The sequence below is a fragment of the Solitalea longa genome (assembly GCF_002920915.1).
Lineage (GTDB): Bacteria > Bacteroidota > Bacteroidia > Sphingobacteriales > Sphingobacteriaceae > Solitalea > Solitalea longa.
This window is the reverse complement of record NZ_PQVF01000007.1, coordinates 249882-263473: the sequence shown is the minus strand read 5'-3', so window position 1 is coordinate 263473 and position 13592 is coordinate 249882. Positions and strand designations below refer to the sequence as shown.

General features: G+C 37.7%; 13 protein-coding genes. 7 read left to right on the top strand and 6 right to left on the bottom strand.

Going from position 1 to position 13592, the window contains the following annotated elements; translation table 11 throughout:
- Positions 1-39 precede the first annotated feature (39 nt).
- Positions 40-717 (bottom strand): YggS family pyridoxal phosphate-dependent enzyme, encoded by a 678-nt coding sequence (locus tag C3K47_RS11700; protein ID WP_103789321.1) that lies wholly within the window; start codon positions 715-717, stop codon positions 40-42.
- A 182-nt stretch (positions 718-899) separates the two neighbouring features.
- Between C3K47_RS11700 and C3K47_RS11695 the strand changes: the two genes are divergently transcribed.
- Positions 900-1361 (top strand): DUF4296 domain-containing protein, encoded by a 462-nt coding sequence (locus C3K47_RS11695; RefSeq protein ID WP_165784687.1) that lies wholly within the window; start codon positions 900-902, stop codon positions 1359-1361.
- 6 nt (positions 1362-1367) lie between these two features.
- Entirely contained in the window at positions 1368-3734 is a 2367-nt protein-coding gene (locus tag C3K47_RS11690) for an endonuclease MutS2 (RefSeq protein WP_103789319.1), read from the top strand.
- A 245-nt stretch (positions 3735-3979) separates the two neighbouring features.
- Here the strand turns inward: C3K47_RS11690 and C3K47_RS11685 are convergent, their stop codons facing one another.
- Entirely contained in the window at positions 3980-4444 is a 465-nt protein-coding gene (locus tag C3K47_RS11685) for a hypothetical protein (protein ID WP_103789318.1), read from the bottom strand.
- Positions 4445-4724: 280 nt separating this feature from the next.
- Here C3K47_RS11685 and C3K47_RS11680 point away from each other — a divergent pair, with 280 nt between their 5' ends.
- From C3K47_RS11680 to C3K47_RS11665, 3 genes are all read left to right on the top strand, one after another.
- Positions 4725-5519, top strand: coding sequence for a cyclase family protein (locus tag C3K47_RS11680; RefSeq protein ID WP_103789317.1), 795 nt, complete (start codon positions 4725-4727; stop codon positions 5517-5519).
- Positions 5520-6609: 1090 nt separating this feature from the next.
- Complete coding sequence (locus C3K47_RS11670; protein ID WP_103789315.1) at positions 6610-7308, top strand: CoA transferase subunit A; 699 nt, start codon at positions 6610-6612, stop codon at positions 7306-7308.
- Between the two features lie 33 nt (positions 7309-7341).
- Positions 7342-7998, top strand: coding sequence for a CoA transferase subunit B (locus C3K47_RS11665; RefSeq protein ID WP_103789314.1), 657 nt, complete (start codon positions 7342-7344; stop codon positions 7996-7998).
- Positions 7999-8075: 77 nt separating this feature from the next.
- Here the strand turns inward: C3K47_RS11665 and C3K47_RS11660 are convergent, their stop codons facing one another.
- From C3K47_RS11660 to C3K47_RS11650, 3 genes are read right to left on the bottom strand one after another with little or no spacing between them, the layout of a single operon-like run.
- Positions 8076-8708 carry a uridine kinase family protein gene (locus tag C3K47_RS11660; protein ID WP_103789313.1) on the bottom strand — a complete coding sequence of 211 codons (633 nt, stop codon included), beginning with the start codon at positions 8706-8708 and terminating at the stop codon, positions 8076-8078.
- Positions 8709-8715: 7 nt separating this feature from the next.
- A complete protein-coding gene (locus tag C3K47_RS11655) occupies positions 8716-9627 on the bottom strand; it encodes a LysM peptidoglycan-binding domain-containing protein (protein WP_103789312.1) in 912 nt (303 codons plus the stop codon).
- 25 nt (positions 9628-9652) lie between these two features.
- Entirely contained in the window at positions 9653-10426 is a 774-nt protein-coding gene (locus tag C3K47_RS11650) for a DUF4905 domain-containing protein (protein WP_103789311.1), read from the bottom strand.
- 47 nt (positions 10427-10473) lie between these two features.
- Here C3K47_RS11650 and C3K47_RS11645 point away from each other — a divergent pair, with 47 nt between their 5' ends.
- Both C3K47_RS11645 and C3K47_RS11640 read left to right on the top strand, forming a co-directional pair.
- Complete coding sequence (locus C3K47_RS11645) at positions 10474-11814, top strand: NfeD family protein (RefSeq protein ID WP_103789387.1); 1341 nt, start codon at positions 10474-10476, stop codon at positions 11812-11814.
- 79 nt (positions 11815-11893) lie between these two features.
- Positions 11894-12997: a fatty acid desaturase family protein gene (locus C3K47_RS11640; protein WP_103789310.1), complete on the top strand. Its 1104-nt coding sequence runs from the start codon at positions 11894-11896 to the stop codon at positions 12995-12997.
- Between the two features lie 60 nt (positions 12998-13057).
- Here C3K47_RS11640 and C3K47_RS11635 read toward each other — a convergent pair whose 3' ends face one another.
- The gene (locus C3K47_RS11635) at positions 13058-13582 is read right to left on the bottom strand and encodes an SRPBCC family protein (protein ID WP_165784686.1); all 525 of its coding nucleotides are present in this window, start codon (positions 13580-13582) and stop codon (positions 13058-13060) included.
- Between the last annotated feature and the right edge of the window lie 10 nt (positions 13583-13592).

Genomic DNA, 13592 nt, shown 5'->3' with positions numbered 1-13592 from the left:
CTGCCTACAGCAGACTGAATACTGCCGACTGAATGCAACCTACGGTTTTCTACTTCTTACACCAAAAATGGCACTTCCAACCCTGATCATAGTGCTGCCTTGTTCAATGGCAACCAGGTAATCGCTCGACATGCCCATCGAAATTTCTTTGAACTCAGGCTGCTTTCTGAAAAAGGCCGTTTTTAAGCCATTAAAAAGCGTGGCCAGCTCATAAAATTCCTCTTTAATTTGTTTCTGGTTGTTGGTATTGGTCGCAATTCCCATTACACCGGTAATTCTAACATTCTTAAGTTCGGCAAACTCTTCCGATCGTAAAAGTTCGATCAGTTCATCATAACCCAAACCAAATTTGGTGTCCTCATCGGCAATGTATACTTGAAACAGACAGTCAATTATGCGGTTATTCTTCAATGCTTGCTTATTGATCTCCTGAAGTAATTTCAGGCTATCCACAGAATGAATAACGCTTACAAAGGGTGCAATGTACTTTACTTTATTAGTTTGAAGGTGGCCGATCAGGTGCCATTCGATATCTTTTGGCAAAGCTTCATGCTTTTCCACCATTTCCTGAACCTGGTTTTCTCCAAATATTTTGTGCCCTGCATCATACGCTTCCTGTATCTTTTCGATAGGTTGCGTTTTTGAAACAGCGATTAATTTAACCTTTACAGCGCCTAATTGCTTTTTAAAGTCGTTGATGTTAGCAGAGATGCTCATTAATGTATAATTTTACGGATTATTAAAACGAAAAGCTTATTAGACAGAAACCAAACCGCCTTTTCGATGGTTTGCAAATTTACAATATGAAAAGAGCATGTTCAACAACATTTATAAGGATTGATAGAGTGAGAGATTATTTGAAAAAATGTAGCAGATTAAGGATTGATAAACATTGGTATTTGAGTTTGATCTTATTGGTATTTGCCGGTTGTAGTACCAATGATAAACCTGCCAACCTTATCCCACAGGATAAAATGAGGTATTTGTTAACCGACATGCATTTGATCGAGTCGAGATCATACCGGATCGTAAAAGACGATTCAGCCAAAAGAGTTACCAAGGCTTCTTATTTGTTTGTTTTAAAAAAGTATAAGGTCGATACGGCTCAGTTTAGAAGCAGTATGGAGTATTATCTGAAACATCCCGATGTGATGGATAAGATGTATGAGCAAATGATCGATAGTTTATCGAAACGACAAAGTAAACTTTCGGCCGAAGCGAGGCCAAAAATTGATTCGACTTTGATCAAGAAGAATTTGCAAAAAGAAAAACATAAAAGAGATTCAGTATTAAGAACCAGGGATTCTATTCGTAAAAAGTCTTTTTTTAGCGTGAAAAAGCCCCAGGTAAAAAAAATATAATATAACGTGCTATACCCCGAAAACGTAGGAGATAAATTAGGTTTTAGTGAAATTAAAGAGTTATTGCGCCACGAATGCTTGAGTTCGATGGGCAAAAACCTTGTTGATAAAATGCAATTCATTACCAATTATGAGTTGCTTAAAAAGTTGCTTTCGCAAACCGCCGAATTCAAAGAAGTATTAGTTAACGATACGCCTTTTCCTGCCTCCAACTACTTGGATATTCAATACCTGGTCAATAAGATCAGGGTGGAAGGAACCTTTTTGTCGGAAGAAGATTTTTATTCGCTTACCCTGGTGCTTACCACGGTATTTCAAACTATAAAATACTTCAAAGACCGCGAAGAGCTGTATCCGAATCTGCAAACCTTGTTTGAAGGTTTGGTGGTTGAGCAAAAAATTCTGAAAAGTATTGATGCTGTTATTGATCCGAAAGGGAAATTAAGGCCCAATGCCACTCCGGAACTTCAAAAAGTGATACGTGAAATTTCATCAGCCGAGAGTGAGTCGAGAAGGAGATTGGATGTAATTTTCCGGAATGCGATAAAAGAAGGTTGGAGCGCCGATGGAAGTTTAACGATCCGGGATGGTCGCTTGGTAATTCCTGTTTTGGCGGAGCATAAGCGTAAAATGAAAGGCTTTATTCATGATGAATCGGCTACCGGGCAAACTATTTACTTAGAACCGGCAGAAGTTTTTGAACTGAATAATAAGGTTCGGGACCTTGAGTTTGAAAAACGCCGTGAAATTGTAAAGATCCTTACTTCGTTAACCAACGAGGTGCGTCCGTATTCTCCGTTATTAAACTCCTATCACAGCCTTTTAACAAAGATCGATTTCATTAGGGCAAAAGCATCACTGGCCATTAAGCTAGATGCCAGTATGCCGATTCTTAAGAATGAGCCATCACTGAAATTGAGCAATGCACGACACCCGCTTTTGTATTTAAACTTTAAGCAAAGCGGACAAACGGTTGTTCCCTTAAATATTAAAATTGATGACCGTGGCCGCGTTGTTTTGGTATCAGGACCTAATGCCGGAGGGAAATCGGTTTGTATGAAAACGGTAGGTTTGCTTCAATTAATGTTGCAGGCCGGCATGTTAATTCCAGCCGATAATTTCTCCGAAATGGGCGTTTTTAGAAGGGTTTTGGTAGATATTGGCGATGATCAGTCGATTGAAAGCGATTTAAGTACCTACAGTGCCCATCTTACTAAAATGAAATATTTTGTAGAGATGGCCAATTTTCATACCCTGGTAATGATCGATGAGTTTGGTACCGGTACCGACCCTCAATTTGGCGGACCCATTGCCGAAGCGGTTTTACAAGTGCTGAACCAAAAGAAAGTAAAAGGCGTTATTACTACTCACTATTCAAACCTGAAACTATTTGCCAATAATACCGATGGGCTTGAAAATGCTTCCATGTTGTTTGATAATGAGCATATGCAGCCGATGTACGTGCTGCAATTGGGAAAACCGGGTAGTTCGTATGCATTTGAAATAGCTCAGAAAATAGGTTTGCCGGAGCAGGTTTTAAAACTGGCCAAGATCAAAATTGGCGATCAGCAGAAAAAAGTAGATACTTTATTGGTGGACCTTGAGCGTGAGAAAAAGCAGGTTTACGATACCAAGGTAGAGATTGAAAAACGCCAGAAACGTTTGAATGAGCTTCTTGAAGAAAATAAGAAGCTGAAAGAGTATTATGACGAGAACCGCAAAAAGCTGGTAAATGATGCCAAGCAACAGGCTCAGGACATTATTCGCGGCGCTAATAAACTGGTTGAAAATACTATTGCCGAAATAAAACATGCGAAGGCTGATAAGGAAAAAACTAAGCAAGCCCGTGAAAAGCTAACTACCGAACAGCAAAAACTTCAAACCAAACCTGAAAAAGCAGCGCATAAAAAAGAGGCGCAACCATTGGCCATTGGCGATTGGGTGAAACTAATGGATACCGATGCAACAGGTAAAGTGATTGAGTTGAATAAATCGAACGCGGTAATTGCCATTGGTGATCTGTTATCGGTGGTAAAATTGAACAGGCTGGAAAAGATTCAGAATAAGGATCAGCAAAAGCAAAGTAAAACCAGCGGCTATGCCGAGTATCAGATCCAGCAGCGTACTTCGTTTAACCCTGAAATTGATGTAAGGGGTATGCGAGGTGAGGAAACGCTTTACGAGATTGAAAAGTACCTCGATCGTGCATTGATGATGGGTATGAACTCCTTGCGAATTATCCACGGCCGAGGTGACGGTATTTTAAGAAAACTCATCCGGGATTACCTGAAAAAATACACCGGCGTTGATTCAGTTGAAGATGAACACCCGGATAGAGGCGGGGATGGGATTTCGATTGTGAAACTTAAGTAATTTGGTATTTAAATACTTTATATAGAGTCTGCTTTTTTAGGCAATCAAAAAGGCTTGTTAGAAATAGCGTTTTTAGATTAACCAAGCTCGCGCGCGTTTGCAACGCGTGCGAAACACTTGTTAGTGTTTGTAATACAAAATAGCAACCCAAATCATAAAGCTCGAGCAGTCTACAAATACTCGAGCTTTATTGTTTTAACGTATAAAAGTATTTCACACGCATTGCTAATGCGCAAAAGGAAAAGTTAAGCCTTTGATTTACGATAGATCATTACTTTTTCATATCTATCCATGATAAACTCTCTTAAGCCTGAACAAACTTTTGAAAAAAATGTCAGTTGAATTGGGTCTGATAACCTTCGGTCCGTTATTCCCCAAACATGTTTCATATATACTCTGGTTAATGAAAATGATGCCGAGTTTAAGTTTGGCGCATTATAACCATTCATCTGCTCAAGGATGTCTTTATAGCTAACGCGATTTCTAACATCATAAATAAGATCAGTATATGATGCTTTGTATTTTGGAGTTAAACCTTTCCTGTGATTCCGAAAATCTATTTCTGCAATAATGAATGATATCCAATTGTCATAATTTGGTTGAATATTCATTTTTTTAATAGCCTCAGATTCGCTTAGTAACTTAATTATATAATGGACATAGTTGTCAATTTCGTCGTTAATATTTACTAATCGCTTTAAAAAATCCATGATCTTTATATATTAAGGTTGAAAAATTGGTTAATTAAAAACAAAGGTATGGTTGTTGGTTTTTTCAATTTTTGATTACAATCAATAAAACCCCAACTGTTCGGTTAAGAGTTAGGCAGGGTTGCGTAAGTCTTTGCACCAGAGAAACCCAGCTCGCGCGCGAAACACTGTATTGAGTTTTTAACTCGATAGTATTTTTTCAGCATAACGATGATACTAGAGGCTATTCTTTTCGGAAAGCCTCTTTTTTTGTAATTTATTGAATGCTAATTCAATAAAAATGAAAAATTATGCATGGGCCTTTATAGCTTTTATATTGCTATTCGCTCAACCTGAGTCAGTTTTCGCCCAAGTATCAGGCAAGAAAATTATCGATCTTACTTACTCTTTCGACAAGGAAACAATTTACTGGCCTACCGAAAACGGCTTTCAACTTACCGTAGGTTTTAAAGGGGAAACAGAAAAAGGGTATCATTATGAGGCAAACACCTTTTGTGCCGCCGAACATGGAGGTACTCATTTTGATGCGCCTGCTCATTTTTATAAAAACAGGGCAACCGTTGACCAAATTCCGCTCGACAAATTAATAGGTGAAGCTGTGGTGGTGGATATTGTTCAGGCTTGTTCCGCTAATGCTGATTATTTGATAAGCAAGGAAGATATTTTACGCTGGGAATCAAAAAATGGCCAATTAAAACCGGGAACAATTGTATTGTTGAGAACAGGATACGGTAAATTTTGGCCGGATCGTACCAAATACATGGGCACCGATAAAAAAGGAAGTGACGGAGTTAAGATGCTGCATTTTCCAGGCTTGTCGCCTTTAACTGCGGACTGGTTAATTAAAGAACGCAAAATAAAGGCTGTTGGAATTGATACACCAAGTATTGATTTCGGACAATCCTCAACTTATGAAACACATATTATTTTAACTAAAGAGGAGGTACCCATATTTGAAAATGTAGCTAACCTTGACTTGCTGCCTGATAAAGATTTTAATATTGTTGCCTTGCCAATGAAAATAGGTGGTGGAAGTGGAGCTCCATTGCGGATTATTGCTTTACTGGATCAATAGTCTTTGTTATTGAAAGTGTTTAGCAAAGCGGTTGCATTCAAATGCAAAAGGAGTAGAGGTTTTGGGATCAGGAAATTAAGTTCAGTATCATATGGAGGTTTTGCCTTCCGCGGTCAGGCGGACCGAATATTCCCGATCCCGGTTCAACCGGGACGTCCAATTCGCCTTCAAGCATACCGCACTGGCCTGAATTGGCCAAGGTTCCTTACGGGAATATTGAATGATTTTGCATTAATGATGCAATTATTTATTATCAACGGATGGTTGACCGATTCTTAGGCAATGTTCGCCTATACATCTGCTTACACTAGCAGGTTGCAAGGATTGGCCTCAGTAACTTTAGCGTATAAAAAGATTTTAAAAGGACGAGTAGTAAAGTTGAATAGGAGATGAAGTAAAGCAATTCGGAGAAGTGAAGCAAAGCGAAACGGCTCGAATTGTAGATAGTCTTTTTAGAATCTTTTAGCTAAAGTTGCGTAGCCTTGATTCTTTGGACACTTTCTCATTAAGTAGAAAGGGTCTAGGCCTCGGCCGGCTATGAGGCCGACCAACAGAACCGAACAAGATGAATTATCCTCCTCAGTTTTTAGTGCTGATCGGTTTTGAATCATAAAGAACTTCATTTAAAGGAAGAACCCAAAAGAAAATTTCTTTTGGGCTCTTGGAGTATATTAAAATGAATCTATCGTTTAGGACAGCTTCTGCAGGCTTTGCCACGTTTATATTTTTTGCAGCATTTTTTAAAAGCACAACATCCACCTACATAAATATTTAAACCCTTTTTTAATTCGGGATCGGTTGGAATAACCGAGATGGTACAAACTTCTGAATCTAAAAACTTTATCTCTTGCATCTGTTCTTAAAAGCTGAGCAAATATAAAGCATTATTTAGATTGAATACAAATATTATTTAGACAAATTTTAAATAAACTTAAGGGAATATAAATTACCAGCATTCTAAACTTTAAATAAAGTTTAATGCATTTATTGATGTATTAGTACTATTTTAGAACACCAATTTATTGCAAATTGAATCCATGAGATTCAAATGCTAAATCTTAAGTATCAATAAATTATTCAAATATTTCTTATGAACAAAGTAGTTGCTAATGCTGTTGAAGCGGTAAAAGACATTGCCGATGGCTCTACATTAATGGTAGGCGGTTTCGGTTTATGCGGTATTCCCGAGAATTCAATTGCAGCTTTAGTTAAAAAAAATGTGAAGAACCTGACCTGTATCTCTAATAATGCGGGGGTTGATGATTTCGGATTAGGTTTGCTGCTTCAACAAAAGCAGATAAAGAAAATGATCTCTTCATATGTAGGCGAAAACGCTGAGTTTGAGCGTCAGTTACTAAGTGGTGAGTTGGAAGTTGAGCTAATTCCGCAAGGCACACTGGCTACACGTTGTATGGCAGCCGGTTATGGTATGCCTGCTATTTTTACTCCTGCTGGTGTTGGAACCGAAGTGGCCATAGGTAAAGAAGTACGCAATTTTAACGGCAAGGATTATTTGATGGAGTACGCATTTGATGCTGATTTTGCTATTATAAAAGCATGGAAAGGGGATAAGCATGGAAATCTTATCTATCGTTCTACTTCAAGAAACTTTAATCCCCTGATGGCCATGGGAGGAAAAATTACCATTGCCGAAGTAGAGGAATTAGTGGAGCCAGGTGAACTTGATCCTGATCAGATCCACACTCCCGGAATTTATGTTCATCGTATTTTCCAAGGCAAAGACTATGAAAAACGCATCGAACAAAGGACGGTAAGAGCCAAAGGATAAACTTTTTACTTCGGACTTTTTACTTTAATTGACATGTTAGATAAAAACGGTATAGCTAAACGTATAGCAAAAGAATTAAAAGATGGTTATTATGTGAACCTTGGAATTGGTATTCCAACCTTAGTAGCCAATTATATTCCCCATGGAGTTTCAGTAACCTTGCAGTCAGAGAACGGATTGTTGGGTATGGGGCCTTTTCCTTTCGAAGGTGAAGAAGATCCTGATTTAATTAATGCAGGTAAACAAACCATTACCACGTTGCCAGGTAGCTCCATTTTCGATTCAGCTTTAAGTTTCGGAATGATCAGGGCTGGTAAGGTAGATTTGACCATTCTGGGAGCAATGGAGGTTTCGGAAAACGGGGATATTGCTAATTGGAAAATTCCTGGAAAAATGGTGAAGGGTATGGGTGGTGCGATGGATTTGGTAGCATCCGCAAAAAATATCATTGTTGCCATGCAGCATGTAAATAAAGCAGGTGAATCGAAATTGTTGCCAGCATGCACATTACCTTTAACAGGCACCAATTGCGTTAAAAAGATCGTAACGGAGCTTGGCGTGTTTGATGTACTTCCTGAAGGAGGCTTTAAATTGTTAGAACGTGCTCCGGGCGTAAGCGTTGAACACATTAAAAACTCAACCGCCGGAAAGTTGATCATTGAAGGGGAAATCCCGGAAATGGCTATATAATTTTAAGTTCGAAATAAAAACAAAAACTCCCGACAGTAATGCTATCGGGAGTTTTTGTTTTTATGCACTCTGATGATTTACATATTCTTTTTAATTCGCTTTTCTTCAACGGCATGCTTAAAGCCCATGAAATCCAGATCCTGCACTTCGTTATTTTCAATCACAAGGTCGGCGTTTAGTTTATGAGGCAATAAAAACTCATTATATGCCGGAACAACATGATTTTCCCACTTGTACATAACCTCATCGTGTGAATAACCTCTTTCTTCCCAATCTCTTTTTAAGCGGCGCTTAAGCGCCAGTTCTTCATGAGCATCAATAAAAATGCGCATGTCTAAAAGGGTATTAATGCCTTCAAAATGAAAAATAAATAAGCCTTCAATTACCAGGATAGGAGCCGGTTTACACTCCAGCATTTTAGGAACCACATTCGGATTATTGAAGGTATACTCCTTTTTAAATACCGATTCACCTTTGATCAATCGTTGTATATCTTCCTGAAACTTATCGTTATCAATTGTTCGGGGAAGGTCAAAATTATAAAGTTTATTTTCCTCAGGACTTAGATCACCTACCGGAATGTAGTAATCATCCTGAGAAACAATACAAATTTCTTCAGGTTCAAAGTATTCCAGTAAAGACCGTAAAAAGAAGGTTTTTCCGGAACCGCTTCCGCCGGCAATACCAATTACAAATGGTTTACTGGTCATTTTATGACTACAAAGCGTAAGATAGGTCGATACGGAACTTCTGATCGCGAACACCTAATAAATTAGCTGCTGACTTAGAAATTACGATCAACACATTCTTGGTATCTGCGCTTTCAGGGAAGTTGCCTACAATTTTAACGTAGACACTTTTATTCGACATTGGGTTGGTTATCTTAACGATGGTTCCAATTGGAGCGGTGCGGTGCAAAGCAACACTTTTGGCCTGGTTTAGGTCATTGTCACTGATCCAGGTGGCCATACCACTTTCATGAACTTCACGACCTGAAACCTTAACAGGCGTGGTCGCTGATGCATCTGCAGTTTCGGCGCTATCTTCTTTAGTAACTTCGGTTACAACAGGGACAGTTTTAGGGCTAACTTTTACCTCTTCTTGTTTTTCAACCTTTACCGTTTGTTCAGCAGGTTTTACTACAGGAACGCTTGCTGCTGGAGCGGTAGCCGGAGCAACTGCTTTAGTTCCAGGAATGATCTTTAATTTCTGACCAATTTTAGCACTATTATCAGTAAGTCCATTCCAGGTTAAAATGTCTTCAACTGAAACACCGTATTTTCTTGAAATGGAGAACATTGTTTCACCGCTTACAACAGTATGCTCAATGGCTTTTCCTGTGGCAGCAGTAGTGGTGTTTGAAGCTACTTTTTTAAGACTTAGGTTCTTTTTATTGATTTTTAAGGTGTCTCCAATTCTGATAGGTGCATTGTCATTAAAAGTCATCAGGTCCGAAGGACTAACATGATATTTACGACTTATAGAATAATAATTTTCTTTGGCTTCTATGAGATGAAGAATTACCGGTTTTCCTTTATATTCACCAATTCCCAGTGAGTCAACAGTTGACGCTTTTGCAATAGTAACTACACCTAAAAGCGATAACAATAGTGTTGCAAGTCTCTTCATAAATATTAATTGTAAAGTGTCGCAATTATAAGAAATAACACACAAATTCCGTTCGATTTTTTATGTACAATAAGTAGTTTTTGTAGACAAAAAATGTGTCAAAACTTGGTTTTTGTGCATTTAATCTGATTTTATCCTCCCAAACCATTTCACCTTCAATGTTGAAAACGTAAAGTATGTTTGTAACTACCTGATCATCTTTTATATATAACGAGTAAATTTTTCTGTCAGCATGATGCAGGTATTCTATTGTTTCAGAAATATTACTGTTTTTTAATTCAGGAGGAAGAAGTTCCCAGTCAATTTCATGTGGATGTTTTATCGCAGTTATGAAATTCCTTTCCACTGTTTCGATTTCAACCTTTAATTCCTCCCCATTTTGTTTGTTGATCTGTATAAACTTTCGGGGTTCAATTTTAGGATTAAATGCAAGGAAACTATTAGGGCCCACTGACGAAAAGGTGAGGTTGTAATTTTCCCACAGTAATTTTCCTGAATAAGCATCAAATGCAAGAATGCCCCGATGTTCGGGTGAAGTATCAACCGCATACAGGTGCAATAAAATAACCTTATCTGAAATGGTTTCAATACCACAAAACCAAGGTTCTTCAAGCTTAAGTTTATCGAAAAGAACGGCTCCGTTTTTTAAATCGATAGATGAAAAAGAAGTGGTTTTGTTTTCCGGATTTCTTATTTCAAGGGCTACCAGGTCGTTCTTTTCATCAATATCCATTTTCCACACCAAACCTTCAAATACTTTAGAAAAATGAGGATTTAAATTATCTTTAGGTAATGTCATTTCCGTTTTTAAATGAAAGCGAAGTTAAGAGAACTGTTTCAAAAACTATGATAGCACGCATTTACTTTTTATTCATTCTTTTTTTACTGCTGAGTAACTCAATTGTTGCCCAAACTACCGATAAGCTTAAAGTCTATCAGTTTAGAATTGGAGAAGAAATAGCACCCGCTGCCTGGCGCAAAACCAAACAGGCTTATGATGAGGCTGAAAAAATAAAAGCAAATCTGATCGTGATAGATATGAACACCTATGGCGGCATGTTAGATATGGCCGATTCGATCAGAACTAAAATCCTTGAGTCGCCAATAAAAACCATCGTTTTCATAAATAATAATGCTGCATCTGCAGGCGCTTTGATAGCCATAGCTTGTGATAAAATTTATATGCGTAATGCTGCCAGTATCGGCGCTGCCAGTGTTGTAAATCAATCGGGAGCCATTATGCCTGAAAAGTACCAATCGTATATGCGATCATTGATGAGGGCAACGGCCGAAGCGAATGGGAGAGACCCGAGGATCGCAGAGGCATTTGTTGACTCAAATACAGTAATTGAAGGAGTAAAAGCAAAAGGCACTGTTTTAACGTTCACCACTTCCGAAGCGATTGCTAATAAGTATTGTGACGGTAAAGCCGAAAGTATTTACGATATTCTTAAACAGGAGAATATTGCCAACTATGACCTGCAAGTACAGCAACTCACCTGGATCGATCATGTTATTGATTTTTTAACAAAACCTGCTGTAAGTGGGGTGCTAATTTTATTGATAATAGGCGGAATTTATTTTGAATTACAAGCACCAGGGATCGGTTTTGCATTATTAGTTGCTGTTATTGCTGCATTATTGTTTTTTGCTCCGCTTTATTTGCAGGGTTTAGCGGCAAATTGGGAAATATTGTTATTTGTTATAGGAATTCTCCTTTTACTTGCCGAAATTTTCATAATTCCCGGGTTTGGAATTGCAGGGATATCGGGAATTATATTAATAATTTGTGGTTTAGCTTTCAGTTTAGTGGCAAATAATATGTTCGACTTTAGTTTATCCGGAGGGAAATTGATGAATTCATTTGTTATTGTTATCGTTTCAATGATCGGCTCGATTATTCTGGCCTTAATTTTTGGTAAAAATCTTTTTAACAGCCAATTGTTTCAACATGCTGTTTTAAAAGATGAACAAAAGGCTTCGGATGGTTATGTTAGTTCGATTCCAAAATTAAATTTAACCGGATCAATTGGTATAGCACTTACCGATTTGCGACCAGCCGGAAAAATTTTGATAGATAATGAGCGCTATGATGCACTTTCCGAAGGTGATTTTATTATAAAAGGCACAAAAGTTGTCGTAATAAAACACGAAACAATTTCTATTTTTGTTAGAAAGAGCACTTAATCCGCGCCGAATACCATCCTGATATTTATTTTATCTAAACAATTAGTGTTTTATTCTCTCTAAACAACCTTCAATTAACATGCATACAACATCAGTTAAGTTTAAAAAAGAAGGACAAAACGATTTCTACCCAACTCTTAAGCAGCGTGTCAATAATTATTTTGAGGAAAATAACTTAAGCCGTTATGCCAATACAGCTTATTTTGTTAAAATCATCGTATTTATAATTTTGTTCTTTGGAACCTATTTTAATCTTTTATTTAACGTAAAAAGCCTTTGGGCCATTTACCTTTCCTATGTGTGTTTAGGATCATTAGTAGTGATGATCTTTTTAAATGTGGTGCATGATGCCGCTCACGAAGCAATATTCAAGAATAAAAGAGCAAACCTGGTTCTGGTTCATTTTCTCGAAATATTCGGAACAAACAATTATATATGGAGAATGCGGCATTTGGAGTCACATCATATTTACCCGAATATGTTTGGGTACGATGTGGATATCAAGCAGTCGAAAATTGTACGAATTGCAGATAACAGCCCCTATTTAAAATTCCACCGCTTTCAACATCTATACATGCCACTCCTTTACTTTTCTTACACGCTAAACTGGACTCTTGTAAGAGATTTTAAAGATATTTTTGATGATGAAATGGGACCCAAAAAAGGGGTGAAACATCCTGTTGTGCAGGTGCTGATATTGTTGGGTGCTAAACTGTTTTATTTTTTCTATATGCTGGTTTTGCCGGCAATGCTTCTTCCCGTAAGTTTTTGGGCGGTCTTCGGGGCCTTTATTGCCATGCACGTCACCTCAAGCTTTTTAGCTTTGCTGGCGCTCATTTCATCTCATGTGGGTGAAAATGCAGTTTTCCCGCAGGCAAATGAAGAAGGTAAAATGGATCATACCTGGTCGGAGCACCAATTAATAGTTACTTCTGATTTTGCTCCAAACAGTAAATTGGTTACAGGCATGATGGGTGGATTTAATCTGCATGTTGCTCATCATCTTTTCCCAACTGTATCACATATCCATTATCCGGCAATTACGAAAATAGTAAAACAAACAGCCCATGATTTTGGAGTTAATTATCGTAGTATGAGTTTGGGTGATGCTATGTTATCGCATTGGAAATTACTGAAAAAGAACAGTGGGGTAGATGCAGGTACTATTTTAAATGAAGCATAACAATAAATGAAATAGATAAAAAAGAAGAAGGCTTGAATGGTCATTCAAGCCTTCTTCTTTTTATTGTTGGTATTGCTTGTTAATATTTTCAAATGATTGTTCCATGTTTTTACCCATCATTTTGTCCATCATCAGACCCATGTATTTGTAAACAGGGTTTTTTCCTAATTTCCCTTGATCTGTCCAGGTAACTTTGGTCCCTTCTGGTACTGCTTCAAATTGAATGGTTGCAATTAAAGGATCATCAAAACCTTCAAACATCAGCAACAATTTAATGTGCTGGTTAGGTGCGCTTTCAATAATAGTCATAGAACCATTCATCTGTTCACTAACCCAACTTTGTTTAGCACCCATTCCAGTACTTGGTTCAGTGGTTGTGTATTTAATGTCTGGAAAATCATCGTCAAATGCGTTCCATTTTAGCCAATGTTGAAAGTCGTTAAACTCATTGAAAACTCTGTCAACAGGGGCCTTAATTACAGCAGTTCTGGTAACTGTGTATTCCGACGGTAAAAAAAATGAAATAACATAAAGTAAAAGAACGATTGATACCAGGCCAATCAGTAGATTTTTTAAAACTTTCATAATAATATAA

What these genes read in the sequence shown, in the direction of transcription:
- C3K47_RS11635 (WP_165784686.1), bottom strand. Translation starts at nt 13,582, where the DNA reads ATGAAAGTTTTAAAAAATCTACTGATTGGCCTGGTATCAATCGTTCTT.
- C3K47_RS11645 (WP_103789387.1), top strand. Translation starts at nt 10,474, where the DNA reads ATGATAGCACGCATTTACTTTTTATTCATTCTTTTTTTACTGCTGAGT.
- C3K47_RS11670 (WP_103789315.1), top strand. Translation starts at nt 6,610, where the DNA reads ATGAACAAAGTAGTTGCTAATGCTGTTGAAGCGGTAAAAGACATTGCC.
- C3K47_RS11660 (WP_103789313.1), bottom strand. Translation starts at nt 8,708, where the DNA reads ATGACCAGTAAACCATTTGTAATTGGTATTGCCGGCGGAAGCGGTTCC.
- C3K47_RS11665 (WP_103789314.1), top strand. Translation starts at nt 7,342, where the DNA reads ATGTTAGATAAAAACGGTATAGCTAAACGTATAGCAAAAGAATTAAAA.
- C3K47_RS11650 (WP_103789311.1), bottom strand. Translation starts at nt 10,426, where the DNA reads ATGACATTACCTAAAGATAATTTAAATCCTCATTTTTCTAAAGTATTT.
- C3K47_RS11700 (WP_103789321.1), bottom strand. Translation starts at nt 717, where the DNA reads ATGAGCATCTCTGCTAACATCAACGACTTTAAAAAGCAATTAGGCGCT.
- C3K47_RS11680 (WP_103789317.1), top strand. Translation starts at nt 4,725, where the DNA reads ATGAAAAATTATGCATGGGCCTTTATAGCTTTTATATTGCTATTCGCT.
- C3K47_RS11685 (WP_103789318.1), bottom strand. Translation starts at nt 4,444, where the DNA reads ATGGATTTTTTAAAGCGATTAGTAAATATTAACGACGAAATTGACAAC.
- C3K47_RS11655 (WP_103789312.1), bottom strand. Translation starts at nt 9,627, where the DNA reads ATGAAGAGACTTGCAACACTATTGTTATCGCTTTTAGGTGTAGTTACT.
- C3K47_RS11640 (WP_103789310.1), top strand. Translation starts at nt 11,894, where the DNA reads ATGCATACAACATCAGTTAAGTTTAAAAAAGAAGGACAAAACGATTTC.